This window comes from Streptomyces sp. NPDC002886 (genome assembly GCF_042888445.1).
Classification (GTDB): Bacteria; Actinomycetota; Actinomycetes; order Streptomycetales; family Streptomycetaceae; genus Streptomyces.
Window position 1 is genome coordinate 561,931 of sequence record NZ_JBIAPV010000004.1, and the last position, 24,724, is coordinate 586,654.

The window sequence follows — 24,724 nt, forward strand, 5'->3', positions numbered from 1 at the left end:
CGGCCCGGGGAGCGCTCCCCGCCGCCCTCATGTCCTGTACAGTGACTGGCCGTTCGGCCGCAACAGCACACGGTCGCGGCCTACGTCGAAGCCGATGAGCGGTCGCCCCCGACCCTCGTCACCCTCGGAAACCAGCACCACCGGCCGGCGCAGCCTGCGGCCGACCGCGCCGAGGAACCCGCCCAGCACGTCTACCCGCTCCTGCCCCTGGAGCTGGCAGATGTCCACGTCGAAGTCGACTTCGGCCACCGAGAGCGCATCGAAGATCACCAGCACCTCCGGGTGCGGCCAGACCCGCAGCCTCGGTCGATCGCCGCCGACGGGCCGGTCGAAGAGCGCCTCGGCCGACGGCAGGGGAAGCGGGTCCCCCTCGGTCACGGAGTACTCGCCGCGCCACCCGTTCTCGGTGACGAGGTCCAGGACGGCTCGCCAGCCCTCGAGACCGGCCCCCTCCACCCATCCCTCGAGGATGCAGCTCCCCTCCTTGCCGAAGAGGCTGCTCACTTCGTCCCACCGCAGCTCACCACCCATCCGGGCATGATCGCCGGATGTCGGCCGGGCCGCACCCGGATTTCCCCGCGGGCCGCGGCCGGCGCTCACGCCGAGTCGCGGACCACCAGTTCCGGGTCGAAGAGCACCGCCGCCGGGTCCGGCGCGGCCGTGCCGGCCACCCGGTCCAGGAGGAGGCGCACCATCTCCGCCGCCATCTCCTCCACCGGCTGGCGGACCGTCGTCAGGCGGGGTCTCGCCGCCACCGCCGCGCCGGAGTCGTCGAAGCCGACCACCGCCACGTCCTCGGGGATCCGGCGGCCGTGTTCGCGCAGCACCAGGCAGGCGCCTTGGGCCATCAGGTCGTTCGCCGCGAACACTCCGTCCAGGTCCGGGTGCTCGGCCAGGAGCGCGCGCATCGCCTGCTCGCCGCCGTCCAGGGTGAAGTCCGCCTCCGCCACCCGTACCGCCGTTCCCTCCAGCGCCTCCCGGAAGCCCGCCACCCGGTCCCAGCTCGCCGGTACGTCCGCCGGACCGCCGATCACGGCGAGGCGCCGGCAGCCCCGGGCGAGGAGGTGCCGCGCGGCCAGTGCCCCGCCTTCGCGGTGGCGCAGGTCCACCCAGTCCAGCGGGATCTCGGGGGCCGGCCGGGCGAAGAGCACCGCGGGCAGGCCGGCGCGCACGAGCATGCCGGGGAGCGGGTCGTGGCCGTCGGTGGTGACGAGCAGTGCTCCGTCCCCACCGCCCTGGGTGAGGTACGAGACCACCTGCGCGCGGTCCGCCTCCCCGTCGGCGAACAGCAGCACCGGATGCACCCCGCGCGGGCGCAGGGCCCGTACGACCCCGCTCACCACCCGCCCGAAGAAGGGGTCCTGGAACACCCGCCCGGTGTCCGCGCCCGCGCCGGAGACCACCAGCGCCACCGCACCCGAGCGGCGGGTCACCAGGGAACGGGCCGCGCGGTTCGGCACGTATCCCGTCGCGGCGACGGCCCGCTGGACCGCCTGCTGGATGGCGGGGTCCACATTGCGGACCCCGTTCACCACGCGGGACACCGTGGCCCGGGACACCCCGGCCGCGCGGGCCACGTCTTCCAGGGTCGGGGCCGTTCCGGTGCCGGTGGCCGTTCCGGTGCCCGTACCGGTGGCCGTGCTCGCTGCGTCCATGTCGGCACTGTAGCCGCCCGCGCTCAGACCTCTCCCGGGCCCCGGTCGGACCCCCGTCACCCCTCGGAGGGGACACCGGATCCACCGGCGACGGCGGCGGGCGACAGGGACTCGGGGCCCTGGAGTTCGGCCCGGCGGAGCACGGGGACGGCCAGGCCGAGCCCTGCGGCGAGCAGGCAGATCACGCCGCAGCCGGCGAAGAACACGTCCGCCCCCCACAGCGCCACCGTGACGCCGACGGCGGGGAAGAGGACGGGAGCAAGGCCCAACGTGCACAGGGTCGTCACCGCGGTGACCCGTCCGAGGTACCGGGGGTCCGTCTCCGTCTGGAGCAGCGCACCGGTCACGGTGGTGGTGATCCCGCTGGTCAGTCCAATCAGGGAACCGAGTACGACGGCGAGCGGCAGCGAGGCCACGCGCCCCAGGGAGACCGCTCCCCCGGCGGTGACGAGCAGCGCCGCACCCATGACCAGCCCGGCCCTGGGTATCCGGGCGGAGACGGTGAGCAGCAGGGCCGACGCCGCCGCTCCCACGCTGAACGCGCTCGCGATCCATCCCATGCCCGGGGCACCCCAGCCGCGCTCCTCGGCCAGGAGCACCAGACCGGTGGCCACCGGACCGCTGAAGCACATCTCACCCAGCCCGATGACCACGACCAGTGGGGCGAGCATCCGGTGGCGGCGGACGTAGCGCAGGCCGTCGGCCAGCTCGCGCAGGGCGGAGGTACGTACGGAGGCACCCGCGGAAGCGCTCCGGGGCGGTCGCGCGGAAGAGGCCGGCGAGACGGTCCGCACGGTGAGCAGGGTCGCCAGCGACAGGGCGAAGAGGATGCCCGCGGCGGCGAACGCACCGGCCGCACCGGCCGTCACCAGGAGGGCTGCCGCCGGCAGTGGCCCCACCGCGTTGCTCAGCCGGACCGACAGCCCCCGCATCCCCTGGACCCTGGCGAACTGTGCGGGTGCCGCGATGAGCGGCGGGAGCGCGCCCACGGCCGGCATGAACACCGCGTCCACGGCGCCGAAGACCAGCGCGGCGGTGACCAGCAGCCACACGCCCGGGGACGCGAACGTGAGCGCCGCGGCGACCCCGAGGATCACGCCGCAGCGCACCGCGTCGCTGACGACGGCGACCCGTCGCGGCCCGAACCGGTCGGCCACCACGCCGCCCCCGAGCATGAGCGCCGCGCGGGGCAGGGCTCCGGCCGCGACCACGAGGCCCACCTGCGACGGCCCGCCGACGCGCACGGCGGCCCAGGTCAGGGCGAGGAAGTAGACGACGTCACCGGTGATCGAAGCCGTGTACGCGACCAGCCAGCGCAGGACGTTGGCGTCCCGGTAGGCGGGCCGCGCGGACACCGACGTAGACGCGGACGCGGACCCGGCTGCGTACGGGGGCGCGACCGCGCCGTCCGGCTTCACGCGCCGCCACCGGCCCGCGGCAGGGCCGTGCCCGGTACCGGAAACACCTGCACCTGCAGCGCCACCGGAGCGGCCCCTTCGGGGGCTTCGCCCTCTCCGTGGTGATAGCGCGCGATCACCTGGAAGAGTTCCGAGCGCATCCGGGCCACGTCCCCCGGCGTCAGGTACAGGAGGAAGTCGGCGTACGTGGCCGCGTCGAGCCATTCCTCGGGCAGGAGCGGTACCTCGTGTGCGGCCCTGCGCAGGCGATCCGCCGCGGCACGGGCGACCGCGTGCGTGTAGGCGCGGCCGGCCTCCCGCTGTTCGCCGGACGCGGAAGCGGGATCGTGGACCGACTGGCGATGGGCGGACTTCCACCACCGCTCGCGTCCGGTGCCGCGCCCGGGTTCCTCGACGATGAGCCCACCCGCCCCGAGACGCCGCAGGTGGTAGCTCGCCGCCCCGGGGTTGATGCCCAGTTCGTCGGCGATCCGGGTGGCGGTGGACGGACCACGCTCCCTCAGGAGGGTGAGGATGTTCAGGCGCAGGGGGTGGGCGAGTACGCGCAGGGCAGCCGTGTCGAGCTCGACGTCCTGCCCCGACGGCTCGGCGGATGTGACGGAGGTGGCGGGGGGAGCGGGGGGAGCGACCATGCGCCGAGAGTAGACCCACAATAGTTGTTTCAAAAGAGTTGTTGTGACATCAAGTCCCTTTCCCCCAAGCCTGGTTGGTCAACGGGTGGGCGGCGCCGTGCAGTTCTCCGGGTCCTCGGGAGCGCTCCACGGAGGACCTTCTCCTTGGTCGGCCGGGGTGTCGCGGTGTTAGCCTGCGGCCATCCCAGGTGTGGGCACGACACGGGGTAATGCGTCACACAGGAGGCTCACATGTCACGTCGACCAGTCACCATCGTCACCGGAGGCAGTCGCGGTATCGGCGCCGCCACGTGCGTCCGGCTCGCCGCCGACGGGCACGATCTCGTCCTCGGCTACCTCCATGACGACGAGGCCGCCAAGGCCACCGCCGAGCGGGTCCGGAAGGCGGGCGCCCGGTGTGTGACCGTACGCGGTGACACCTCAGAGGAGTGCGGCGTGGAGCGGCTCTTCGACATCGCCGGCGCCGAGTTCGGTGCGGTGACCGGCCTCGTCAACAACGCCGGAGTCACCGGCACCCCGGGCCGGCTCGCCGACATCCGGGTCGAGGACCTGCGCCGCGTGCTCGACGTGAACCTCCTCGGCTACCTGCTCTGCTGCCGCCGGGCCGCCCGGGACATGGCCGAGTCGGGCGGCGGGGCCATCGTCAACGTCTCCTCCGCGGCCGCCACCCTCGGCAGCCCCGGCCGCTACGTCCACTACGCCGCCACCAAGGCCGCCACCGACACCCTGACCCTGGGCCTCGCCAAGGAGCTGGGCCCGGACGGGATCCGGGTCAACGCGGTGGCCCCCGGCATCATCGACACCGACATGCACGCCGCCATGGGCGACCCCGACCGCCCGGCGCTCGCTGCCGCGGAGATCCCGCTCCGGCGGGCCGGGCAGCCGGTGGAGGTCGCCGCGGCCATCGCCTGGCTGCTGTCCGAGGACGCCGCGTATACGACCGGTACGGTCCTGCGCGTCGCGGGCGGGCGCTGAACGGACCCCGGACCCGGCCGACCGGTGCGGGGCAGGGCGTTCAGCGCGGCACGGAAGGACCGGCCGTGTCAGCCCTCGCTTCCGAAGGCCGCACGGGTGGCCGGACCGTAGACGCCCGGCGGGTCGCCCTCGATGCTCCGGTTCTGCTGGAGCTGCAGGACGCCGCGCCGGGTCTGCTCGTCGTACACGCCGGTGACGGAGACGTACGTGAACCCCTGCCCGTGGAGCCGTTCCTGCAGGGCTCGCACCTCGGCCCCGCGGTCCCCCGGGCCCAGGGTCCCGCCCCCTCCCGGCGCGGGGCGCGTGCCCGTCGGGCCCACGGGCTTCGGCTCCCGGCTCGCACTCGCCGACGGGCCGGAAGAGGGCTGCCCCGTGCCCGGCGTTGCCTTCGCGGACGGGGTTCCGGGCGTGGACGGGCCGGATGCGGGCTGCCCGGCCGGCGGGGGCTCCTCGCCCGCGCCCGGGCTGCGCGCGGGGAGGACCGGCACCGACAGGTCCGGCCGGACCACGGCGCGCGGCGGCGCGTGGTCCGGGCTGCGCAGGAGGAACGCGAGGGCCCCCGCCGCCCCGAGCGCGAGCAGGGCGAGTCCCACGAGCGGAAGCCGGCTGCCCCGCCGGTCGACGGCGGAAGCCGACGTGGCCGCCGGGGGTTCGGTGCGCTGCGCGGGAGCGCGGTCCGCCTCCCCGGGTGCACGTGACGGCCCGGGCTCCACGACGGACGGCCCGAAGTGCGTCGGTACGAAGATCCGCCCGGACTCCTCGGGCCAGGCGGGCGCGGGCGAGCCGGGCAACGGGCCCGAGGGGGCCACGTAGGGGCGTACGAGCAAGCGATCGTCGTCGGGCACGATCCCACTCTCATCGGGGTCAGGGGTCAGGGGTCACAGGGCAAGGTCACAGGGCAAGGCTCACGGGTCGCAAGGCGGGAGCCACGGGGCGCGGTTGTCGCCCGGCGGGTGCGGGGGCCGGCGCGGCGGTGCGGTGTCGGCCCCCGCACCCGACCGGTCAGGTCCTGCGCCGCCGGGCGACCGGAACCGTCTCGACGCCGGCAGCCGCAGGAAGGCAGGCGGCGCTCGCCGCGAGGAAACCGCCGGCCGCTGCCGAGGCGAGGGGAGGGCGGGCGGATGCGGGCATGTGAGGTGTCTCCGGGGTGCGGTCGTGCGGTGGCGCTGGACGTCCGGACGATTCGGGCAGGTTCGGTCCGGATGATGGTGTTCGACCGGCGCACTCTTTCTCCAGAAGACGCCCCAGGTCAAGCCGGATGTCCGATCCGCCCCATCCGCCCCGTCCGGGCATGACCTCTTCCCCGGAAACCGACCCGTCGGAAGCGGCCGTCCCGCGGGCCCGGACGGCCGACCGTCCGGATTGCGGACGGTCAACTCCCGGTCCGGGATCCGGTACTGGCCGATCACCCGGGCGACCTGCCGGCCGTCTCCGGGCTATCGCCGGTCGGCCGGTGAGGCGTCGCGGTCCTCGGTGCGGCCTCCGGTCCCGGTGACTCCGGGGGCGGCCGCCGCACCCGTGCCCATGACGGCCCGACCGGCCGCGCGGGACGTGGAGGTGACCCGCACGGTGACGGCGGCCAGCGCCATCAGGGCGGCTCCGGCCCATGCGGCGGCGGGCACCGAGATCCCGTCGACCGCGAGACCGCCGGACAGGGCGCCGGCGGCGATGGCCAGGTTGAACATCGCCACCATCAGCGAGGAGGCGGCCTCCGCGTCGTCCGGTGCGGCCTTGATCATCCAGCTCTGGAGGCTGACCGAGACCCCGCCGTACACGAGCCCCCAGGCCAGCAGCAGCACCGTCCCGGCGACCGCGCCCGGCACCGTGGCGATCAGCGCGAGGATCACGGCGAGGGAGGCCCCGACGGTGAAGAGCGTGCGGTACGGGTCCCGCGCGCCCGCCAGGAAGTTGCCGGCCACGCCCGCGACTCCGTACCCGAGGAGGAGGGTGCTCACGTAGGCGGTGTCCACACCGGACACGTCCTGCAGGATCGGCCGTACGAACGTGTACGCGGCGAACTGCCCGGTCACCAGCAGGAAGGTGACGGCGACCCCGGCCCGGACCGCGCGGTTGCGCCGGAGCAGGGCGGGGAGTTGGGCGAAGGTGATGGTCCGGGTCGGCGGCAGCGGCGGGAGCAGCAGGAGCAGTGCGGCCAGGGTGAGCGCTCCGAGCCCGCCCACGGCCGCGAAGGCGAAGCGCCAGCCGCCCAGTTCACCGAGCAGGGTCCCGGCGGGGACGCCGAGCACCGAGGCGGTGGGGACTCCGCCGAAGACGAGCGCGGTGGCCCGGCCGACGTGGTGCGCGGGAACGAGGCGGACGGCGAGGCCGCCGGCTATGGCCCAGAACCCGCCGACGCTGACTCCTACGAGCAGCCGGGCGGCCAGCAGCACGCCAAACCCGGGAGCGAGTGCCGCGACCAGGTTGGCGACGGCCATCAGGGCGATCAGGACGACCAGTACCCAGCGCCGGTCGAGCCGGCCGGCGCCCACGGTGACGAGGGGCGCGCAGAGGCCCGCGACGAGCCCCGGCACGGTGACCATGAGCCCGGCGGTGCCGTCGGACACACCGAGATCGGCTCCTACGGGGGTGAGCAGGCCGACGGGCAGCAACTCGGAGGTGATGAGGCAGAAGATCCCCAGCGCCACGGCCCCTACGGCCCCCCACCCCCGCCACCCGGCGACGGCCCGGTCCTCGGTCGTGGTGGTGGGGTCGGAGGCGGGCGCGGGGCTCGGCGGGTGCTTCGGCTCCGGGGCGTCGGGTTCGTTGCCGGGCGCGGGGGCTGCGGTCATGGGGCGGGACTCCGTACAGGGCAGGCGGGAGGGCAGGCGGGCGGCCCACCGGAGCGCTCCCGCCGCTCGGGCGGGCGCCGGTCCGGGGAGCCGGCACGGCAACGCGGAGCACCGGAGGTCGCGCCTCCCCCGGCATCCGCACTGTCGTTCCCCTCCGAACCTTGTCTGGGTTTCTCCGTCAGGTCCACCCCCGTCCAGGTGCGCGTCCTCCCGGACCGGTGAACCTCGCGTCACGGCGGAAACGGTCACAGTGAGCTCGCCGAACCGTTTCAGCAGCCCCTGCGGCGCTCTTCCCGGCCCGCTCCGCCCTCGTCCCCGTCCCGCCCGCACGCGCGAGAGCGGGAACCGGCCCGCCCGCCGGTGCGGCATGGTGGTCCGATGCGGTTGCGCCGGGCCCTGCCCCTCTCCCTCGTCGCCCTCCTCGCGAGCGCCGGCTGCGTGTCCGTCGGCGGCCCGCGGGACACCGGTGTGCCCGCGCGTGACTCCGTGACCCCCGCCGACGCGCCGGAGCTGAGCCGACCGGCCGACGCCTCCTCCACGGCCGGCCCGGTCGGGCTCCCCGCCGAGCCGCCGCCCCTCGGCGAACTCCCGGCGAGGGCCGCCGCCGACCGGTCCGACGCCGACCCGGACGGTGGCCGCGAACCCTCCCGGCGGCCCGCGAAGGCTCCCCGCCCGGCGGCCGATCGGCGCGCGAAGCCGACCGCGCCGCGCCGCGCGCACCCGCCCAAGACGACCGCCGTCCGGCCCGACCGCCCCGCCCGCAACCCCGTACCGCCCCTCCCCCGCACGGACGAGCTGTGCGCGGCGGCGGAGGGTTCTCTGCCGCCTTCCATCGTGGATCTCTGCATCCGCCAAGCCGACCGCTGACCTGGCCCGACGCCCGCATAGTCTGGCCGCGCTTGACTCTCACACCGTGTCAGGGCCTGCACTGGAAGGCGTCATGTTCACCATCGGAGACTTCGCCAAGCACGGCCGGGTATCGGTCCGCATGCTGCGTCACTACGACGCCCTCGGACTGTTGCACCCGGCCCGTGTCGACCCCGCCAGTGGCTACCGCTACTACGAGGCCGGGCAGCTCGCCCGCCTCAACCGTGTCATCGCGCTCAAGGAACTCGGCTTCAGCCTGGAACAGGTGGGGTCGATACTCGACGAGCTGGTCGGCGCGGAGGAGCTGCGCGGCATGCTGCGGCTGCGGCAGGCGGAACTGGAATCGGCCATGGCCGCCGCGGCGGCCCGGCTGACCCAGGTCGAGACGAGGCTCCGGATCATCGAGAACGAGGGAACCATGTCTTCCATCGACATCGTCGTCAAAAGCCTTCCGCCGGTCCGCCTCGCCGAGTTGAGCGGGGTGGCCGCCAGCTACGCGGGGCAGGACATCGGCCCCGTCATCGGCCCGCTCTACGACGAGCTGCTCGGCCGTGTCGAGGCCGCCGGAGTCACGCTGACGGAGCCGGGCGTGGCGTACTACGAGGACGCCGGTGACGCGTCGCGGCCCGGTGCCGTCCTGGTCCACGCCGGGGTGGCGGTCGCCGCCGGCGTCCGGGCCGAGGACCTCGGAGGCGACGTACGCATCGTCGTGCTGCCCGCCGTCGAGCGGGCGGCGACGGTCGTGCACCGGGGTTCGATGGACTCCGTCCTGCCGACCGCACAGGCCCTGGCCCAGTGGATCGACGCGAACGGGGAGCGCTCCTGCGGCTACGCCCGCGAGGTGTCCCTGTCCTGCCCGGCGGACCGGGACCAGTGGGTCACCGAACTCCAGGAACCCCTCGGCGCCTGAGGGAGCGCTCCCCCGGTTAGGCTCCGCTGATGCAACGCGTACTCGTCGTCGGCATCAGCGGAGCCGGCAAGTCCACCCTGGCCCGAGAGTTGGGCCGACTGTTCGGCCTGCCGTACCACGAGATGGACGAACTGCACTTCTCCGGGCCCGGGTGGGCCGTCAGCCCGTCCTACGTCGCGGACCTCGCGCTGATCGCGGAGGGCGACCGGTGGATCCTCGACTCCCACGGGCCCGAGGCCGCGCGCGAGTTCCTGTGGCGGCGGGCCGACACCGTGGTGTGGCTGGACCAGCCGCGCCGTACCGTCATGCGCCGGGTGCTGGTGCGCTCCCTGCGCCGGAGCCTGCTGCGGGAGCGGTTGTTCGGGGGCAACCGCGAGCGGTGGCGGGAGTGGCTGCTCGCCGACCATCCCGCGTGGTGGGCCTGGTCCCAGTACGGGGCCCGGCGGGCGGAGATCGGCGCGCTGGCCGATGACGCACGGTTCGCCCCGCTGCGGGTGGTCCGGCTGCGCTCCCCGAAGGCCGCCGAAGCCTGGCTGCGGGCTCAGCGCCCGGCGGGGCGGCCGGGCGTCACGTAGGCACGTCCCCGCGCGGCGCCCCGCACCGTGCCGCGCACGGCTCCCCGGCGGACCGTGCGCAGCCGGCGCAGAGTGGCGTGCCCCCGGCGGCGCCACTCCGCCCGCGGCAGACCGGCACGCTGGCCGCCGCCGGTGATCAGGGCGTTGACCGGTGCGTGCGGATCGGCGGCGAGCCCCTTGGCCACCAGGACCCCGACCACGAGCGGGACCAGGGCCACGGCCAGGGCCGAGCCGGCGGTGGTCACGTGCTGCTGCATCCGCGGGCGGCTCGCGGCGGGCGCGGTGGCGGTGGCAGTGGCGATGCCGGCTTCGGAGGTCATGCCCCCATTCCATCAGCGGGGGCCGTCCCGGGAATCGGGCCTGATACTCAGACCGTTGGGTGTGAGGTACTCAGAAGCGACCCGGACGAGACGGGACGGACCCGGACGGGACCGGATCGGACCGGATCGGATCGGACGAGGGGACGGCCGTACGTGAACACACCCGGGCAGGGCTTCGAACCGGCGAGCGGCGACGGCCCCGCGCCCTCCGGAGCGGGCCGCGCGGCGGAGCTCCGTACCGCCTACGAGGGCCTGCTGCAGATCCGCCGGCTCGTCAACGGCCCGTCGGGCGCGGCGGTTCCCGCCCCGTGGGAGCTCCGGCTGATGCCGCGCGCGGTGGCCCTCGCACTGGAGGCGGCGGGCATCCCGCCGTCGGCGCGGGATCCACGGGACCCGGACGGGCCGCGCACCCGGACCGGGTATCGGGTGGGCCCCGCGGCGTCGGGGGACGGCCGCGTCGAGGTGACCTGGCTCGGCCCGCCGGGAGGCGGCGCGGCCGAGGAGGAGCAGGAGCGCCTCACGGCCTGCGCGGCCGCGCTCGAACGGCTCGGCTGGGTCTGCCTGCTGTACCGCGGCCCCCGCCGCCGCCGCTTCCTGGAGGTCGAGCCACCGCCGGCTCCCTGAGGCGGCCGGCGAAATCCGGTGTCCGCCGGGCCCGGCACCGGGGCACACTCGCCCGATGGGAATGCTCGAAGTCCAGGCGGAACGTGTCCGCGCGGGCGCGACGGTGGAGTTCCGGCCCACCGGCACGTCCATGGTCCCGCTCGTCCACAGCCGCCAACGGGTCCGCGTCGCCCCGGCCGACCCCACTCTGCTCGAACCTGGCGACATCGTGCTGGCCCGGGTGTCCGGCACGGTGTACCTGCACCTCGTCACGGCCGTGGACGCCCCGCGCCGCCGGGTCCAGATCTCCAACAACCGCGGCCGCGTCAACGGCTGGACCGGCCACGACCGGGTCTTCGGCATCTGCCTCGCGGTGGACGACGTCCCCCGCCCCGGGTCGTCGGCCAAGGTCCGCGGGGCGCCGGACACCGCGGCGCCCGCCTGATCCGAAAGAGACGCCTAGACCGGGCCCGGTCCTTCCGTCCGGAGACCGTCGATCCGCCGCAGGGTGTTCCGTACCGCTTCGGCCAGCCGTTCGTCCTCGCGCATCTCCTCCTCCTGGTCGCCGAAGTACATCGGGACGCGAACGCTCTGCTCCGCCACCGCCCGCAGGGTGGACAGGGCCGGTGCCGCGGCGGGACCCAGGGATCCCAGGACCCGGCAGACGTACAGGCCGAACCCGTCGCGCACCACATGGTCGAGGAAGGCGTCGAGCGACGGTCCCGTCGGCTCGTCCCCGGCGTGCAGCCACAAGGTGGCGAGGAGTCGCGGGTGCGCGCGCTCCGCATCGGCGGCGTTCGCCCGGAGTCGGCTCAGGTGGTGGGGCTCCAGCCCGCCGTGGTCGGCCAGCCACTCCAGGATCCGGGCCGCCAGGTCGATGTCGCGCGGCCGGTCCCCCAGCCCGCCGAGCGTCTCTTCCGCGCGCCGGCGGTCCCCGGAGATGCGGATCAGGGCCATGGCGGTCTGCCCGCCCCGGGTGCCCGGGCCGTTCTCGGGGAGCGAGTCGAGCAGGGGCAGGGCGGGGGCCGCCGCCGGACCGATGGCTCCGAGCGCGGCGATCAGGCTGCCCGCCAGACGGCCCGCCCGCTGGTGGTGCGGGCCGCCGTCCCCCCGGCCGCTCGCCGGCCCGGCCGGCAGCTCGGTCAGCAACCTGACCAGCACCGGCACCGCATGGGCTGCGGCCGCTCCGCACGCGCTCAGGACGGTCAGTGCCCGTCCGGCGTCGTGGGGCCCGGGCAGGTCCACGGCCGCCGCGGCCGCCTCCACGAGCGGGGCGAGGTCCGTGCCGGGTACCTCGGCGAGCCCCCTGGCGGCCTCTCCGAGCTGCCGCCCGGACGCCCCCGCGCGGACGACCCGGCAGAGCTCCGGGAGGGCCCGTACGTCCCCGATCCGGGCGAGCGCCAAGGTGGCCGCCTCCGCCCGGGCGGGGCCCGGCTCCGCCAGTTCCTCCCGGCACAGCCGGGCGGCCTCCAGCGAGGCGCCGAGCACGCGTACGGCCGCCGGAGCCGCCACGGGGTCCGCCAGCAGCGGCCGCAGGTGCGGTACCAGGGCTGCCGGGGCGGCCCGCCAGTGGCGCATCGCCTCCGCCGCCAGGTCCACGGCCGCGAGCCGGGCCGCCTCCGTCGGCCGGGCCGCGAGCCGGGCGACCCACGCGTAGCAGGTGCTCTCGTCCACGGAGCGGCGCGCATTCATCCCCCACACGGTGCCGATCCTCCAGGCCACCAGGCTGCCGGGACCGGCGATCCGACTCCCGGCGGCGTCGCGGTCCTCGAGGACCGCTTCGCCTTCGGGAGCCGGGGCGGCGCGCAGTCTGACCGCCGGATCGGCGTCACCGCGCAGCCGCTCCACGAGGCCGTCCCCGCCCCGTACGAGCAAGGCCTCGGCGAGCGCGAGGCGGGCCACCGGGTCGGGTACGCCGGGGTCGGGTGCGGCGAGGTCCGGTGTGCCGGGGTCGGGTGCGCCGGGGTCGTCTCCGGGGGCGGTCAGGATCTCCACGGCCCCCGCCCGGTCCGCCGCGGCGAGCAGCCAGGCGGCCGCCCGCCGCACGGGCGGGTCGGGGTCGGCCAGCAAGGGCAGCGCGGTCCGGGCCGCGGCCGTACGGTCCTCGGCGCCGGACGTCAGCTCGGTGAGCAGCCGGAGCACCCACAGCCGTGCGTCGCCCCGTGCCTCGGTCGCCAGGGAGGCGAGCCGCCGCGCTTCGGGGCCGTCGGCGTCACGGCGTACGGCGTCGAAGACCGCGGAGCGGGCCGCCGCGTGGGCATGGCCCGTACGATCCCGCCCGGCCTCTTCCAGCCAGGCGTCCACAAGGCCGGCCGGGCCCTCGGGACCCGGCGGTCGGGGGCTCAAAGCCCCGGGCGCAGAACGCCCTTTCGCATCGTCATGGCGTGGATCTTCGCCGTGCCGCCGGCCGGGCGCAACCGGTTTCTCACGAGCTCTCACCGGCTTCTCGCCCGCTTTCACGGTAGCGCCCGGCCAGTTCGGCCACCGCGGCGGTGAGGGCCCGGCGCAGTTCCGGTGGGCCGAGCACCTCGGCCTCCGCAGCGAGGCGGAGCAGGTCGCCGACGGCCATGGCATCGGACTCGACGGCGAGTTCCACGACCGCCCAGCCCTCCGCGTCGGGCGGGCCCGCGGTGGCGAGGGCGCGGACGCCCGCCGCCCCGAACCACATCGGCAGCAGGCGCCGGGCGCGCGGGGAGAGCCGTACGACGGCGGTCTGCCGGCGCGAGGCCGCCTCCATGCGGCGGGTGGACTCCACCCAGTACGCGGCGAGTTCGAAGCCGTCGGGGCGTTCGAAGCGTTCGCCCGGGGTGTCCACCGCGAGGAACCGCCCCACCCGATAGGTCCGCACGGCGCCCTCGGCCTCCTCCGCAGCCGCCTCCGCCTCCGCGGCCCGGGCGACCAGGTACCAGATGCCCCCCTTGAGGACGAGTCCGAGGGGCCACAGCTCCCGGTGGACAGCTCCCCGCCAGCGGCGGTAGTGGGTCTTCAGGATCCGGTGCTCCCACACCGCCTCGGCGATCCGCGCGAGGTGCGGCACGGGGTCGGCGTCGCGGAACCAGGCGGGAGCGTCGAGGTGGAAGCGCTGCTGGATCCGGCGGGACCGGTCGGCGAGTTCTGCCGGCAGGGCGGCCTGGAGCTTCAGCTGGGCGGCGGCGAGGTCCGCGCCGAGGCCGAGGTCCCGCGCGGGGCCGGGGGCGCCGGCGAGGAACAGGGAGCCCGCCTGGACGTCGGTGAGACCGGTGAGCCGGGTCCGGTAGCCGTCGACGAGGCGGAACCCGCCCGCCGGCCCGCGGTCCGCGTGGACGGGGATCCCGGAGGCGCCGAGCGCCTCGACGTCCCGGTACACGGTCCGGACGGAGACCTCCAGCTCGGCGGCGAGTTCGGGGGCGGTCATCCGGCCGCGGTTCTGGAGCAGCAGGAGGAGGGAGAGGAGCCGGTCGGCGCGCATGCGGTCATTGTCCGGCATACCTGACAGGAGGTGTCAGGTACACCGCCCAGGCTGTGCGCGGACGGGCCGACAGCCCGCCCCCGCAGGACGCACCACACCCGCACCCGCAGGACCCGGACCAGGAGACCCCCGTGCCCCAGACCACCCAGACCACCGAGACCACCCCGACCACCGCATCCGCCGCCAACAGCTTCACCTTCAAGGACTGGGAGGAGCACCCCGTGGGCCCGGAAGGGGTATTCCCCCGCCTGGCCCAGGCCAAGGTCACCAACGCCTTCACCGGCGCCCTCACCGCCCCCGCGACGACCTGCGCCTACACCGTGGCCTACACGGGGGAGGCCGCCGGCACCTTCGCCGGCATGGAGCTGGTCACCGGTACCGTCGACGGCCGCGAAGGCGCCTTCGTTCTGGAGGAACGCGGCTCCTTCGACGCCACCGGCACCCACTGCGACTTCACCGTGGTCCCCGGATCGGGCACCGGCGGCCTGATCGGTCTCCGCGGCTCGGGCTCCTTCGTCCACCGCTACGGCGACACCTCGGTCGAGTACGCCTTCGACTTCGCGTTCACGCCGGCGGCAACGGCCGCGGGAGCGCCCGTGGCAGCGCCCGCGGCAGCGCCCGCGGATCAGTCGGCGTAGCGCAGCAGGCGCAGCGCGTTGGCGACGACCACGAGGGTGGAGCCCTCGTGGACCAGGACCGCCGGGCCGATGCCGAGGCCGAGCGCGGTGGCCGGGACGAGCACCGCCACGATGCCGAGGCTCAGCCAGAGGTTCTGCCGGATGATGCGGCTCGCGCGGCGGCTGAGACCGGTGATGAAGGGGAGCCGGCGCAGGTCGTCGGACATCAGGGCGATGTCCGCCGTCTCCAGTGCCACGGCCGAGCCGGCCGCGCCCATCGCCACGCCGACGGTGGCTCCGGCCATGGCCGGGGCGTCGTTCACGCCGTCGCCGATCATCGCCGTACGGGCCGTGCGGCGCAGCCGGGTCACCTCGGCGACCTTGTCCTCGGGCAGCAGGCCGCCCCGGACCTCGTCCATGCCGATCGCGCGGCCCACCGCGTCGGCCACCCGCTGGTCGTCGCCGGACAGCATCACGGTCCGCCGCACCCCGAGCCCGCGCAGGGCGGCCACCGTCGCGGCGGCCTCGGGGCGCGGGGCGTCCATCAGGCCGAGCGTGCCGAGCCAGCGGTCGCCCCGGCGGACCAGCATCGTCGTGCGGCCGGTCCGGGCGAGTTCCTCCGTACGGTCGCGGAGCCGGGCCGGTACGGGCGGGCCCTCGAGGGTGTCCGCGTAGGCGAGGCTGCCGATGTGGACGGCCTCCCCGTCGATCTCGGCCACGATCCCGAGGCCGACGAGGGCGCGCAGAGCGCCGGCCTCCGAAGGGGCGACCCCGGAGAGCGACTCCTCCGGGGCGGCGACGGCCGGCAGGAGTGCCGCGCCGTCGCGGACCACGGCCTGCGCGAGGGGGTGGTCGCTGAGGCGCTGCGCGGCGACGGCGGTGCGCAGCAGCTCCTCGCGCCCGGCGGTGCGGACGGGCTCGATCTCGGTGAGGCGGGGCCGGCCCTCGGTCAGGGTGCCGGTCTTGTCGAAGGCGATGGTCCGCAGCCGGCCGAACTCCTCCAGCGGCGCCCCTCCCTTGACCAGTACGCCCCCGCGCGCCGCCCGGCCCACCGCGCTGAGCACGGCGGCCGGGGTGGCGATGGCCAGGGCGCAGGGGCTGGCGGCGACGAGGACGGCCATGGCGCGGTAGAAGGTGTCGGCGAAGGGCTCGCCGGTGAGCGCGCCGACGGCGAGCAGTACGGCGACGAGTACGAGGACGCCCGGTACGAAGAACTTCGTGAACCGCTCCGTGAACCGCTGAGTCGGCGAGGTGCGCTCCTCGGCGTCCTGAACCAGCTTGACGACCCTGGCCAGGGTGTTTTCCCCGGCGAGACGGGTGACGGCGATGTCGAGGGCGCCCGAGCCGTTGACCGTGCCGGCGTAGACGCGGCTGTCCGGGCCGATGGCGCCCGGGTCGGCGAGGGCCCCGGCCCGGTCGGTGACGGGGACCTTGTCCACGGGCACGCTCTCGCCCGTGATGGGCGCCTGGTCGACGCTGCCGGAGCCGGCGGCGACGAAGCCGTCGGCCGGGACACGGGTGTGGGGGCGGACGACGACGGTGTCACCGACGGCCAGCTCCTCGACCGGGACCTCCACCGGCGCGCCCGGGCCCCGGCGGACCAGGGCGGTACGCGGGGCCAGCGCGCCGAGCGCTTCGATGGAGCGGCGGGCCCGGCCCATGGCGTAGCCCTCCAGGGCGTGGCCGAGGCTGAACAGGACGAGCAGGACGGCCCCCTCCTCCCAGCGCCCGATCGCGGCGGCGCCGGCCGCGGCGACGAGCATGAGGAAGTCGACCTGGAAGCGGCCGCCGCGCACGGCGAGCAGGGCCTCGCGGAGGGTGAAGAACCCGCCGAAGGCGTACGCCGCGACGAAGAGGGCCTGCGGGACGGGGCCTCCGTATCCGGTGAGCTGGAGGGTGAGGCCCGTGAGGTAGACGGCGAGGGCGAGCAGGGCGCTGACCAGCTCCGCGCGCTCTCCGAGGAATCCGTGGCGGTGGGTGGTCGCGGCACCGCTCGTGGTCGCATTCTCCACTTCATTCATGACATCAACATATCAGCATGTTGAAATATATGGATCTGGAGAGATCCTGATGTATTGATCTAAGGTGACGGGCATGGAACCGGAACCGCTCACCGAACCGGACGCCGCCGCCGTAGCCGAGGTCCTGCAGGGCCTGGCCTCCCCGGCCCGGATCCGCATCCTCGCGCGCCTGCTGCGGGCCCCCTGCTCGGTCGGCGAGCTGGCCGAGGCACTCGACCTCGGCCAGCCCACCGTCTCGAACCATCTGCGGCTCCTGCGCCACCTCGACCTGGTGACCGGCCGGCGCGACGGACGCAGCGTGATCTACGAACTCCACGACGAGCACGTCGTCGCCCTGCTCCGCCAGATCCTGGCGCACGTCCACCACGGCGGACGCCCGTAGGAACCGGACGTGGGAACGGCTCCGGCTACGGGGCGCCGAAGGTGAGCGTCAGCTTCGGCGAGCCCTCGTTGGCCGCGGCCTCCGAGGACCACAGCCACAGCGCGTCCGTACCGGCGCTGCTCAGCGCCAGGCTGTACGCACCGCCGAGCCCTCCGGCGACCGCGGCCTTGTCGAGGCCGGTCGTCTGGACGGCCGACCCCTCCGCGACACCCGCGAAGCTGCCGAGCGCCGGGCTGCCGAGCGCCGGGCGGTTGGCGTACGTGGTCCCAGCCTCCGTCCAGGAGCCGGTGACCGGGAGCACGGAGACCGTGTCCGTCGTACCGGCGCCGCTCATGGTGCTGGTCTTCACGCTCAGCGTGGCCGACTTGAGCACCGTGCCGGCGGGCGCGGCCGGCAGGTTGAACCGCAGGTAGCTCGCGTAGAACGAGCTTCCGCGGACCGCGAGCGAGCCGGACGTCCCGTAGTTGGTGCCCGGGGCGCCCGCGTTGGCGTACGTGTCCTCCGCGGCCTGGACCTCGACGACCGAGTCGGCCGGGGCGGTGGCCAGGGCGTGGTGGTTCTGGACCTGGGCCGCGCTCAGGACCGTCGGGTAGACGGCGGTCTCGTCCAGCTTGCCCGCCCAGTACTCGCTGACCGGACGGTCCGGCCAGCCGCCGAGGCTGTCGCCGCCGACGTGCCAGTAGCCGGCGAAGTTCTCGTGCGCGGTGAAGCCCAGCGTGCCCTTCTGGACCCCGTCCACGTACAGGGTCATGCCACCCGGGCCCTGGGTCGCGACGACGTGGTGCCACTGGTCGTCGTTGTACGCGGCGGCGGTCGTGACGGTGTGGGTGCCGCCGCTGTAGACGCCGTAGACGAGCCGGCCGGCATTGGTCATGTAGATGTGCTTGTCGTACTGACTGCTGCCGCGGGACTGGTTGTTGCCGAACCCGACGAGCTTGCCGCCGGTGGTGGTGTTCGTCTTGAACCAGGTCTCGATGCTGTAGGTCGAGCCGACGTTCTGCCGCCGGTCCCCGTACACCTGGGTGTCCGTGCCGTTGAAGCCGATGGCCGTGCTCGCGCCCGAGACCGCACCGGGCGTCTGGCGCAGGGCGGGGGCGTTCAGGTGCACACCGCTCTGGTTGCCGTCCGAGGAGTCCGCCACGAAGGGCAGGGCCGACTCGTCGTAGCGCCAGAACAGCTGGGCTCCGTCCGCGCGGACCGCGCTGGGGTACGCGTCGGCCGAGTTCGGGACCGTCACGCTCGCCGTCGCCGACAGGGCGCTGGCGTTGCCGGCCGCGTCGGTGGCGGTCACCCGGTAGGTGTAGGACTGCCCCGCCGTGACGTTGGTGTCGGTCCAGGAGGCCTGCGGGCGACGGAAGAACAGCGAGTCCGCCGCGACCGTGGCGATCGGCGTGGCCGAACCGCCCCGGTAGACCTTGTACGTGAGCGCGCTGTCGTCCAGGTCGAGGCTGGTGCGCCAGCGCACTTGGACCTCACCGGGCTTGAAGCTGACGGCGCTGACCACCGGGACGCTGGGCGCGCCCGTGTCCCCGGTGGAGGCGAAGCGCGTCAGGCTCTGCTGCGCCGCGCCGTTGACGGTGGTGAACTCGCCGCCGACCCAGAGGTACTGGACGCCGCTCTTGGCGCCGACCGCCATCACGCGCGGGCCGATGCCCTCGCCGATGCCGTCGTTGGTGTCGGGGGCCCAGCCCAGCTTGCCGGTCGCGGCGGTCGGCTGCGCGAGCAGGTGGTGGCGCTGGCCGTCCGGGTACTCGCCGACGCTGGAGCAGTCGTGCGCGTGCGAGGCGCTGTAGAGCACGTCCTGGTACGGGAGCACGGCCTGGGTCGCCCCGAGGCAGGTGTCGCGCCAGCGCTGGCCGAAGTCGTTCAGGTTCAGGGCGATCCGGCCGTCGAAGACGCCTCCGCCCGTTCCCTCGTTTCCGGTGTAGAAGCCGGTCCCGTCGGTGGCGATGTCCTTGACCACCGAGTTGGTCTCGATGAAGCCCGGGTAGGCCTTGGTGACGGCTCCGCTCGTCGCGTCGACGACGGCGAGGGCGTGGCTGTTCGTACCGCCCACGGTGAAGAAGTCACCGCCCAGGAGCACGTGTTCGCCGTCCGGGGTGAGCTCGACGGCCCGGCCCGGCTCGTCGGCGTTCGCGGTGAAGGGCTTCAGCGTGCCGTCGGCCGCGTCGACGGCGGCGAACCGCTCGCGGGGCTGGCCCGCGACGGTGAGGAAGTCCCCGCCCGCGTACACGGTGTCGCCGCTGACGGCGAGGGCCCGGACGGTGGCCGCGAAGGCGGGCCGGAAGCCGGTCTTCACGGTGCAGGTCGCCACGTCGACGGCGGCGATGCTGGAGACCGCGGTGCCGTTGACCGCGCCGAAGTAGCCGCCGGCGTACAGGGTCGTCTTGTCCGGCGAGAGCACGAGCGCACGGACCGTGGCGGTGCCGGAGCCGACGGTGAACGACAGCTTGCAGGAGGTCGGGGCGCCCGTCGCGGCGTCGAGCGTCGCGAAGTTCACCGCCTCCTGCTCGGTGCCGGCGGCGCCTTCCGGCGGACGCACCGCGGAGAAGGTGCCGCCGACGAAGACCTGGTCGCCGGCCTCGGCGAGGGCCCAGACGACACCGTTGGCCTGCCAGGTGGGCAGTTCGTCGGCGGTGAACGCCACCGGCGGGGTGACGGCCGCGGCCTCTTCGGTGAAGCCGAGGCCCATGGCCGTGCAGGTGCCGGCCAGGGCCAGGGTGAGAGCGGCTGCCAGCCCTCTGGATCTACGCATGAACCCCCCAGTTCGGTGAATCGATGACGCGTGGTGAAAAGCCGAATGGCCGGAAACCATCGTACGGACGTCCACGTCCGTGGCCACGGGCACCCTAGGGGGAATCCCGCTTCCGTTCACCGCACTTGACGCATCGGATGCCGAATCGCGCCGATCGCGCACCCATCGCCCGGATCCACCCGTCCGGAACCTGGGACGCCGGGGCCCGTTCTCCCGATTGCCGCCCCGCAAGGGCCCGCACCCCTCTACGGTGCCCTGGGGGGACGGCACAGGCTCGGGCAGGAGCGCACGCCCGGGCACGTACGCGGGCGCGGAACCGGGCACCGAACCGGGCGCGGAACCGGGCGCGGAACCGGAGGGGCGGAGCGGGATGAGCGGGATGAACGACGAAGAAGACACGCGACTGGCGAGGATGACCCCCGAGATCTCCCGCCGCACCCTGACCCTGCTCCGCTGCCTGGCCGGGCTCGAACCACCGGAACAGGTGCCCGAAAGGGCGATGGACACCGCCGACGAGATCCTCGCCGAGCACGGCACCGACGGGCTCCGCGTGCTGGTCATGACCCTGGCGGCCTGGGCGACGGCGCAGATCGAGAACGTCTCCGAGCTGAGCGGGCGCACCCACGAGGCCGTGCTCGACGCCATGGAGCTGGCCTGCCTGGAGGCGGGCGCCGAGGAGTAGCCGGGGGCAGCCGTTCCGGCCCCCGGGGTTTACCTCGCCGAAAATCGGACAATTGCCCGGAGACGGACGCCCCGGATTCGGTCCGCCGTCGGCGACACTGGGGTGAGCGGGGGGTCCCGATCGGAGGCCGTCGTGAGCACACCTTCCCCCATCCGGATCGCTGCCGTCCTGTCGACCGAGCATCGCGGGCGGCTGATGTCCCATGCCCGTGACGTCAATTTCCACGAGGGCGCGCGCATCTTCGACGAGGGCAGCCGGGCCGATTCCTTCTGGATCGTGCGCTCCGGCACCGTGACCCTGGAGATCCCGGTACCGGGCCGCCGGCCCACCCCGATCGAGAGCCTGGGCCCCGGAGAACTGGTCGGGTGGTCGTGGCTCTTCCCGCCGTACGTGTGGCAGCTGGGCGCCGAGGCCATGACGCCGGTGCGCGCGTACGAGTTCGACGCCACGACCGTACGGATGCTCATGGACGCCGACCCGGCCTTCGGGTCCGCCCTCGGCCACTGGGTCGGGCGGGTCCTCGCCCTGCGGCTGCACCAGACCCGGACCCGCCTCATGGACCTGTACGCCCCCCGCCTCGCCGCGAGCTGATCCGGTCGGGTTCGGGCCGATTCCGCCGGGCGCTCCCCCACAGGTCAGCCACCCGGGACCGCTGCGGTCTGCGGTCATGCGTGCGCGGTGCGTGACGGGAAGTAGAGGTGCGAACGGGCGTTCCGGTTCCGCATGGGCAAGACTCGCGTCCGTTATCCGACGCAACGACGCGAGGAGTGTTCGACATGCGATCCGTCACCAGGACCCTGGGACTGTCGTCCGCCGCCATGGGGCTCACCGCCCTCACCGCCCTGACGGGCTCCGGCATCGCCGGAGCCGCGCCCGCCGGCGGCGAAAGCCTGTACGCCCCGTCCGCGCTCGTCATGAGCGTCACCGACGGCGACGACGCGGCGAGCGGTACGGTGCTGCGCGCGGTCACCCTGGTCTGCGCGCCCCGGCCCGGCGGAACCCACCCGGCCCCGGACGCGGCGTGCGCCGAGTTACGGGCCAACGCACCCGAGCTGGACGCGCTGGCCGAGCCGCGCCCCGACGCGGCGTGTACCCGGGAGTGGAGCCCGGTGACCGTCACCGCCGACGGCGTGTGGCAGGGCCGCCGGATGAGCTACTCCTACACCTACGCGAACCCATGCGCCCTGTGGAACAGCGTCGGCACGCTCTTCGCCATCTGAGCTCGGGCCGGCTTCGGGGATCGGCCCCGCTTCGGGATCAGCCCAGTTCCAGGCTCGTGACCCCGTACATGCCGGTCAGGTCGAGGTCCGGCTGCGGGCCCGTGTACATCCGGGCGGTTTCGAACGTCGGGGTCAGGCCCAGTCCGCCCAGCAGGGCGGCGGCTCGCGGATGGGCGTCCGGCACGTCCACGGCCACCAGGCCGTCGGGCGTCCGCTCCGCGAGCCGGAGCAGTAGCGCGGCGGCGACGGCCGGGTCGGCCGCGTAGAGCGGGCCGATCCGGGAGGCGCCGCTGCTCGGCCGGACGACGCCGAGTCCCTCGATCCGGCCGTCCCGGACGGCGGCGAGGGCGGTGCGGCCGGGCAGCCCGACCCAGGCCGCGAGGAAGGCGTCGCGCGGCGCGGGGAAGAACCTCCGGTCGTACGCGGCGAGTTGCCCGAAGGGCAGGGTGGCGGCGTCCACGATCCGCACCCCGGGCGCGGCCTCCTCGCTTCCTGTGCCGGGCAGCCCGGCCGCCTGCGGCACCCCCTCGTGGCGGACGTTGTTCCAGGCCGAGCGGAAGCCGGACTTGCGGTAGTTGTCCTGCTGCTCCACCACCCCGTCCAGCCCGACGAGCCGTCCGTCGAGCCGCTCCATTCCGGCCTTCCACAGCCGGATCCCGTACCCCTGGCCACGGACGTCGGGACGGGCGATGTAAAAGCCGATGAAGCCGAATCCGGCCCCGTACCGGACGGCCGAGATGCAGGCGACGGGCTCCCCGCGGAGCCGCCCGACGAGGAATCCGCCCGGATCGGCGACGGCGAAGGCGAACCGGTCGGAGTCCCCGGGATTCCAGCCCTCCTCATCGGCCCAGTCCCGGATGAGCGCCAGGTCGGCGACGCTCGCGCCGTTGATCTCGAATCCAGCGAGTCCCGTCATGCCCGATGTTGTACCAGATCCGCCCGCGCCCCGGCCCGCGTCCCAGCCCGCACCCCGGCCCGCGCCCAGGCCGGGCTCAACGACCCGTCAGGAGACGGGCGAACGCCGTGCGATCGGCATCCCGGTGCAGATCGCTCACCTGCCCGTCGCCCACTTCCACGACCCGCCACACGCCGTCCGCGCGCAGCGCCAGGTCCGTGGTGACGAAGGCGCAGCCGAGCTCCGCGACGGCGGCCCGCACGGGCGTCAGGTCCGGCGCCGGGGCGACGGCGTACGGGCTGTCGGGGTGGGCGGTGACCAGCCGGGGCTCGCCGTCGCGCCACCAGACCCGTGCCTCGCCGGCCTCGCCCTCGGCCGCCGTGAACTCTTCGAAGGCGCGCAGCACCACCCCGCCGGCCAGGTCCTCGCCCTGGAGTTCCACGAACCGGTTCACCACGCGGTGGACGGCGGTCCGGTCCGTGAGGTCGGGGAGGTGGCAGGCCTCGGCCCACTCGTGTTTGCGGGACTTGACGTAGTCCTTGACGATGCCGGCGCGCGAGGGGAGGGCCGCGGCGGCGTCCGCGAGCCGGGCCGGTTCCGGGGTCTTCCCCGGGGATGTCGCCAGCCAGCGGCTGGGCGGGGTGAGTCCGGCGAACGCCTCGTACCAGCCGGGGAGTTCGTGGGCGCGTCGGTACGCCTCCGGGGTGACGCGCAGTGCGGCGCCGCGCTCGCGCAGGGCCGCGTCGAGGTCGGCGTACCGGCCCGCCGGAATCATCCAGCCCCGGTACCAGAGCGCCCCCGTCCCGGCGGGGACCCCGGCCACGGCCCGGCCGGCGTCCCCGGCGAGCAGGGCGTCGTGATCGATGAGCCCGATGCCGCCCCCGGCGTCGCGCACGGCGCGGGCCTCCTCGGCGAAGTGGGCGTCGGCGCGGCGCCCGTTCAGCGGATCGGAGCAGTACAGGACGGTGGTCGGCATGCGGCCACCCTACGGATTCCGGCGCGGAGGCGGGGGCCGGATGACCAGGGCGCCCGCCGGGATGATCTGATCTCGGTGGCCCCGGCAACCGTCGGCGGTACGGGCCACCGGGATCGGAGCCGGCGGGAGAGCGGGAGGGTGCACGTGCTCGGGATGGACGGGCTGGTCACGGGCTGGCGGACGGCCGGCGTCGGCGAGGGCATGGCGCTCATGGTGCACGCCTCGCTGTCCGCGCTCGGGCGGGTGGACGGCGGGGCGGCGACGGTGGTGGCGAGCCTGCGCGAGGCGGTGGGGGCGGCCGGGACGGTGGCCGTCCCGGCCTTCACCTGGGAGGTGGCCGATCCGGACCCGGAGCACGGGGGCGTGCCCGACGCGGCGGTCGCGGCGCGGCGGGCGGCGGTGCCGCTGTTCCGGCCGGATCTGCCGGTCACCCGCGCCCTCGGCGCCGTACCGGAGGCCCTGCGGTCCCTGCCCGAGAGCCTGCGCAGCGGACATCCGCAGGCTTCGGTGGCGGCGGTGGGCGCCCGGGCCGCGGAGGTGACGGCCGGGCAGTCGCTGGGCTTCGCCCTGGGCCGCACCTCTCCGTTCGGCCGGCTGCACGACCTGGGCGCGCACATCCTGCTGATCGGCGTCGGCCACAACCGCAACTCGTTTCTGCACTACGTCGAGTCCCTGGTGCCGCGGCCCCGGCTGAGGCTGCGGCGGTTCCCGATGGAGGTGGCCGGGGAGCGGGTCTGGGTCGAAACCCCGGACGTGGGCAACGACAACGACACCCACTTCCCGGTCCTCGGCGCCGATTTCGAACGCCATGCGGGCATCGCGGAGTCCGAGGTGGGTGGCGCGGTCTGCCGCCTCCTTCCGGTGGCCGCCCTCGTGGACTTCGCGGTCCCGCGCCTCCAGGAGCTCCTGGACGCGGGCGCGGGCGCGGACACGGACACGGACACGAACGTGCGGTCGCCCGCGTCGGGCTGAGCGAAACCCTGT

At 74.8% G+C, this 24,724-nt stretch carries 25 protein-coding genes; 12 read left to right on the forward strand and 13 right to left on the reverse strand.

From position 1 onward, the window contains the following. Positions 1-27: 27 nt before the first annotated feature. The 4 genes from ACFYYB_RS20880 to ACFYYB_RS20895 all read right to left on the reverse strand — a co-directional run bounded on the left by ACFYYB_RS20880 (position 28) and on the right by ACFYYB_RS20895 (position 3,705). On the reverse strand, positions 28-531 hold the full coding sequence (locus ACFYYB_RS20880) for a hypothetical protein (RefSeq protein WP_389436699.1): 504 nt from the start codon (positions 529-531) through the stop codon (positions 28-30). A 65-nt stretch (positions 532-596) separates the two neighbouring features. After that, a complete protein-coding gene (locus ACFYYB_RS20885; RefSeq protein WP_389436700.1) occupies positions 597-1,655 on the reverse strand; it encodes a LacI family DNA-binding transcriptional regulator in 1,059 nt (352 codons plus the stop codon). A 56-nt stretch (positions 1,656-1,711) separates the two neighbouring features. Continuing rightward, the gene (locus ACFYYB_RS20890) at positions 1,712-3,010 is read right to left on the reverse strand and encodes an MFS transporter (protein WP_389436701.1); all 1,299 of its coding nucleotides are present in this window, start codon (positions 3,008-3,010) and stop codon (positions 1,712-1,714) included. Between the two features lie 59 nt (positions 3,011-3,069). Further along, positions 3,070-3,705 (reverse strand): ArsR/SmtB family transcription factor, encoded by a 636-nt coding sequence (locus tag ACFYYB_RS20895; protein ID WP_389436702.1) that lies wholly within the window; start codon positions 3,703-3,705, stop codon positions 3,070-3,072. Positions 3,706-3,936: 231 nt separating this feature from the next. Here ACFYYB_RS20895 and ACFYYB_RS20900 point away from each other — a divergent pair, with 231 nt between their 5' ends. Continuing rightward, positions 3,937-4,680, forward strand: a complete 744-nt coding sequence (locus ACFYYB_RS20900) for an SDR family NAD(P)-dependent oxidoreductase (RefSeq protein ID WP_389436703.1) — start codon at positions 3,937-3,939, stop codon at positions 4,678-4,680. Positions 4,681-4,748: 68 nt separating this feature from the next. On the opposite strand, the gene ACFYYB_RS20905 is transcribed toward ACFYYB_RS20900, so the two are convergent. Both ACFYYB_RS20905 and ACFYYB_RS20910 read right to left on the reverse strand, forming a co-directional pair. Continuing rightward, the gene (locus ACFYYB_RS20905; RefSeq protein ID WP_389436704.1) at positions 4,749-5,525 is read right to left on the reverse strand and encodes a peptidoglycan-binding protein; all 777 of its coding nucleotides are present in this window, start codon (positions 5,523-5,525) and stop codon (positions 4,749-4,751) included. A gap of 591 nt (positions 5,526-6,116) precedes the next feature. Continuing rightward, positions 6,117-7,469, reverse strand: coding sequence for an MFS transporter (locus ACFYYB_RS20910; RefSeq protein WP_389436706.1), 1,353 nt, complete (start codon positions 7,467-7,469; stop codon positions 6,117-6,119). 378 nt (positions 7,470-7,847) lie between these two features. Here ACFYYB_RS20910 and ACFYYB_RS20915 point away from each other — a divergent pair, with 378 nt between their 5' ends. From ACFYYB_RS20915 to ACFYYB_RS20925, 3 genes are all read left to right on the forward strand, one after another. Next, positions 7,848-8,336 carry a hypothetical protein gene (locus ACFYYB_RS20915; RefSeq protein WP_389436707.1) on the forward strand — a complete coding sequence of 163 codons (489 nt, stop codon included), beginning with the start codon at positions 7,848-7,850 and terminating at the stop codon, positions 8,334-8,336. Positions 8,337-8,409: 73 nt separating this feature from the next. Next, on the forward strand, positions 8,410-9,246 hold the full coding sequence (locus tag ACFYYB_RS20920; protein ID WP_389436708.1) for a MerR family transcriptional regulator: 837 nt from the start codon (positions 8,410-8,412) through the stop codon (positions 9,244-9,246). 29 nt (positions 9,247-9,275) lie between these two features. Next, positions 9,276-9,821 carry an adenylate kinase gene (locus ACFYYB_RS20925; RefSeq protein WP_389436709.1) on the forward strand — a complete coding sequence of 182 codons (546 nt, stop codon included), beginning with the start codon at positions 9,276-9,278 and terminating at the stop codon, positions 9,819-9,821. Here ACFYYB_RS20925 and ACFYYB_RS20930 read toward each other — a convergent pair. After that, positions 9,788-10,141, reverse strand: coding sequence for a hypothetical protein (locus ACFYYB_RS20930; protein WP_389436710.1), 354 nt, complete (start codon positions 10,139-10,141; stop codon positions 9,788-9,790). The two genes, ACFYYB_RS20925 and ACFYYB_RS20930, sit on opposite strands and share 34 nt — an antisense overlap. A gap of 153 nt (positions 10,142-10,294) precedes the next feature. On the opposite strand from ACFYYB_RS20930, the gene ACFYYB_RS20935 reads away from it, so the two are divergent. Both ACFYYB_RS20935 and ACFYYB_RS20940 read left to right on the forward strand, forming a co-directional pair. Beyond that, on the forward strand, positions 10,295-10,765 hold the full coding sequence (locus ACFYYB_RS20935) for a hypothetical protein (RefSeq protein WP_389436711.1): 471 nt from the start codon (positions 10,295-10,297) through the stop codon (positions 10,763-10,765). Positions 10,766-10,820: 55 nt separating this feature from the next. Then, complete coding sequence (locus tag ACFYYB_RS20940) at positions 10,821-11,189, forward strand: S26 family signal peptidase (RefSeq protein WP_389436712.1); 369 nt, start codon at positions 10,821-10,823, stop codon at positions 11,187-11,189. Positions 11,190-11,203: 14 nt separating this feature from the next. Here the strand turns inward: ACFYYB_RS20940 and ACFYYB_RS20945 are convergent, their stop codons facing one another. Beyond that, complete coding sequence (locus tag ACFYYB_RS20945; RefSeq protein ID WP_389436713.1) at positions 11,204-13,048, reverse strand: hypothetical protein; 1,845 nt, start codon at positions 13,046-13,048, stop codon at positions 11,204-11,206. A gap of 121 nt (positions 13,049-13,169) precedes the next feature. Further along, positions 13,170-14,192: a helix-turn-helix transcriptional regulator gene (locus ACFYYB_RS20950; RefSeq protein ID WP_389436714.1), complete on the reverse strand. Its 1,023-nt coding sequence runs from the start codon at positions 14,190-14,192 to the stop codon at positions 13,170-13,172. 131 nt (positions 14,193-14,323) lie between these two features. Between ACFYYB_RS20950 and ACFYYB_RS20955 the strand changes: the two genes are divergently transcribed. Next, a complete protein-coding gene (locus tag ACFYYB_RS20955) occupies positions 14,324-14,830 on the forward strand; it encodes a DUF3224 domain-containing protein (RefSeq protein ID WP_389436716.1) in 507 nt (168 codons plus the stop codon). On the opposite strand, the gene ACFYYB_RS20960 is transcribed toward ACFYYB_RS20955, so the two are convergent. Next, entirely contained in the window at positions 14,818-16,830 is a 2,013-nt protein-coding gene (locus ACFYYB_RS20960; RefSeq protein ID WP_389436717.1) for a heavy metal translocating P-type ATPase, read from the reverse strand. The genes ACFYYB_RS20955 and ACFYYB_RS20960 overlap by 13 nt on opposite strands. A 73-nt stretch (positions 16,831-16,903) precedes the next feature. Here ACFYYB_RS20960 and ACFYYB_RS20965 point away from each other — a divergent pair, with 73 nt between their 5' ends. Continuing rightward, the gene (locus ACFYYB_RS20965; RefSeq protein ID WP_389436719.1) at positions 16,904-17,212 is read left to right on the forward strand and encodes an ArsR/SmtB family transcription factor; all 309 of its coding nucleotides are present in this window, start codon (positions 16,904-16,906) and stop codon (positions 17,210-17,212) included. A 25-nt stretch (positions 17,213-17,237) separates the two neighbouring features. Here the strand turns inward: ACFYYB_RS20965 and ACFYYB_RS20970 are convergent, their stop codons facing one another. Next, entirely contained in the window at positions 17,238-19,967 is a 2,730-nt protein-coding gene (locus ACFYYB_RS20970) for a DNRLRE domain-containing protein (RefSeq protein ID WP_389436720.1), read from the reverse strand. A 379-nt stretch (positions 19,968-20,346) separates the two neighbouring features. On the opposite strand from ACFYYB_RS20970, the gene ACFYYB_RS20975 reads away from it, so the two are divergent. The 3 genes from ACFYYB_RS20975 to ACFYYB_RS20985 all read left to right on the forward strand — a co-directional run bounded on the left by ACFYYB_RS20975 (position 20,347) and on the right by ACFYYB_RS20985 (position 21,869). Continuing rightward, positions 20,347-20,649 carry a hypothetical protein gene (locus ACFYYB_RS20975; protein WP_389436721.1) on the forward strand — a complete coding sequence of 101 codons (303 nt, stop codon included), beginning with the start codon at positions 20,347-20,349 and terminating at the stop codon, positions 20,647-20,649. A 132-nt stretch (positions 20,650-20,781) separates the two neighbouring features. Continuing rightward, entirely contained in the window at positions 20,782-21,240 is a 459-nt protein-coding gene (locus tag ACFYYB_RS20980; RefSeq protein ID WP_389436722.1) for a Crp/Fnr family transcriptional regulator, read from the forward strand. Between the two features lie 185 nt (positions 21,241-21,425). After that, positions 21,426-21,869 (forward strand): subtilase-type protease inhibitor, encoded by a 444-nt coding sequence (locus tag ACFYYB_RS20985; RefSeq protein ID WP_389436723.1) that lies wholly within the window; start codon positions 21,426-21,428, stop codon positions 21,867-21,869. A 37-nt stretch (positions 21,870-21,906) separates the two neighbouring features. Here ACFYYB_RS20985 and ACFYYB_RS20990 read toward each other — a convergent pair whose 3' ends face one another. Beyond that, positions 21,907-22,785, reverse strand: coding sequence for a GNAT family N-acetyltransferase (locus ACFYYB_RS20990; protein ID WP_389436724.1), 879 nt, complete (start codon positions 22,783-22,785; stop codon positions 21,907-21,909). Between the two features lie 76 nt (positions 22,786-22,861). Then, positions 22,862-23,740: an ATP-grasp domain-containing protein gene (locus ACFYYB_RS20995; RefSeq protein ID WP_389436725.1), complete on the reverse strand. Its 879-nt coding sequence runs from the start codon at positions 23,738-23,740 to the stop codon at positions 22,862-22,864. A gap of 153 nt (positions 23,741-23,893) precedes the next feature. Between ACFYYB_RS20995 and ACFYYB_RS21000 the strand changes: the two genes are divergently transcribed. Continuing rightward, complete coding sequence (locus tag ACFYYB_RS21000) at positions 23,894-24,712, forward strand: aminoglycoside N(3)-acetyltransferase (RefSeq protein ID WP_389437225.1); 819 nt, start codon at positions 23,894-23,896, stop codon at positions 24,710-24,712. The last annotated feature ends 12 nt before the right edge of the window (positions 24,713-24,724 follow it).

Excerpts from the sequence above, each read along its gene's own strand:
- ACFYYB_RS20880 (WP_389436699.1), bottom strand. The coding sequence starts at position 531 with ATGGGTGGTGAGCTGCGGTGGGACGAAGTGAGCAGCCTCTTCGGCAAG.
- ACFYYB_RS20885 (WP_389436700.1), bottom strand. The coding sequence starts at position 1,655 with ATGGACGCAGCGAGCACGGCCACCGGTACGGGCACCGGAACGGCCACC.
- ACFYYB_RS20895 (WP_389436702.1), bottom strand. The coding sequence starts at position 3,705 with ATGGTCGCTCCCCCCGCTCCCCCCGCCACCTCCGTCACATCCGCCGAG.
- ACFYYB_RS20900 (WP_389436703.1), top strand. The coding sequence starts at position 3,937 with ATGTCACGTCGACCAGTCACCATCGTCACCGGAGGCAGTCGCGGTATC.
- ACFYYB_RS20910 (WP_389436706.1), bottom strand. The coding sequence starts at position 7,469 with ATGACCGCAGCCCCCGCGCCCGGCAACGAACCCGACGCCCCGGAGCCG.
- ACFYYB_RS20915 (WP_389436707.1), top strand. The coding sequence starts at position 7,848 with ATGCGGTTGCGCCGGGCCCTGCCCCTCTCCCTCGTCGCCCTCCTCGCG.
- ACFYYB_RS20920 (WP_389436708.1), top strand. The coding sequence starts at position 8,410 with ATGTTCACCATCGGAGACTTCGCCAAGCACGGCCGGGTATCGGTCCGC.
- ACFYYB_RS20925 (WP_389436709.1), top strand. The coding sequence starts at position 9,276 with ATGCAACGCGTACTCGTCGTCGGCATCAGCGGAGCCGGCAAGTCCACC.
- ACFYYB_RS20930 (WP_389436710.1), bottom strand. The coding sequence starts at position 10,141 with ATGACCTCCGAAGCCGGCATCGCCACTGCCACCGCCACCGCGCCCGCC.
- ACFYYB_RS20940 (WP_389436712.1), top strand. The coding sequence starts at position 10,821 with ATGGGAATGCTCGAAGTCCAGGCGGAACGTGTCCGCGCGGGCGCGACG.
- ACFYYB_RS20950 (WP_389436714.1), bottom strand. The coding sequence starts at position 14,192 with ATGCGCGCCGACCGGCTCCTCTCCCTCCTCCTGCTGCTCCAGAACCGC.
- ACFYYB_RS20960 (WP_389436717.1), bottom strand. The coding sequence starts at position 16,830 with ATGAATGAAGTGGAGAATGCGACCACGAGCGGTGCCGCGACCACCCAC.
- ACFYYB_RS20965 (WP_389436719.1), top strand. The coding sequence starts at position 16,904 with ATGGAACCGGAACCGCTCACCGAACCGGACGCCGCCGCCGTAGCCGAG.
- ACFYYB_RS20970 (WP_389436720.1), bottom strand. The coding sequence starts at position 19,967 with ATGCGTAGATCCAGAGGGCTGGCAGCCGCTCTCACCCTGGCCCTGGCC.
- ACFYYB_RS20975 (WP_389436721.1), top strand. The coding sequence starts at position 20,347 with ATGAACGACGAAGAAGACACGCGACTGGCGAGGATGACCCCCGAGATC.
- ACFYYB_RS20985 (WP_389436723.1), top strand. The coding sequence starts at position 21,426 with ATGCGATCCGTCACCAGGACCCTGGGACTGTCGTCCGCCGCCATGGGG.
- ACFYYB_RS20990 (WP_389436724.1), bottom strand. The coding sequence starts at position 22,785 with ATGACGGGACTCGCTGGATTCGAGATCAACGGCGCGAGCGTCGCCGAC.
- ACFYYB_RS20995 (WP_389436725.1), bottom strand. The coding sequence starts at position 23,740 with ATGCCGACCACCGTCCTGTACTGCTCCGATCCGCTGAACGGGCGCCGC.
- ACFYYB_RS21000 (WP_389437225.1), top strand. The coding sequence starts at position 23,894 with ATGGACGGGCTGGTCACGGGCTGGCGGACGGCCGGCGTCGGCGAGGGC.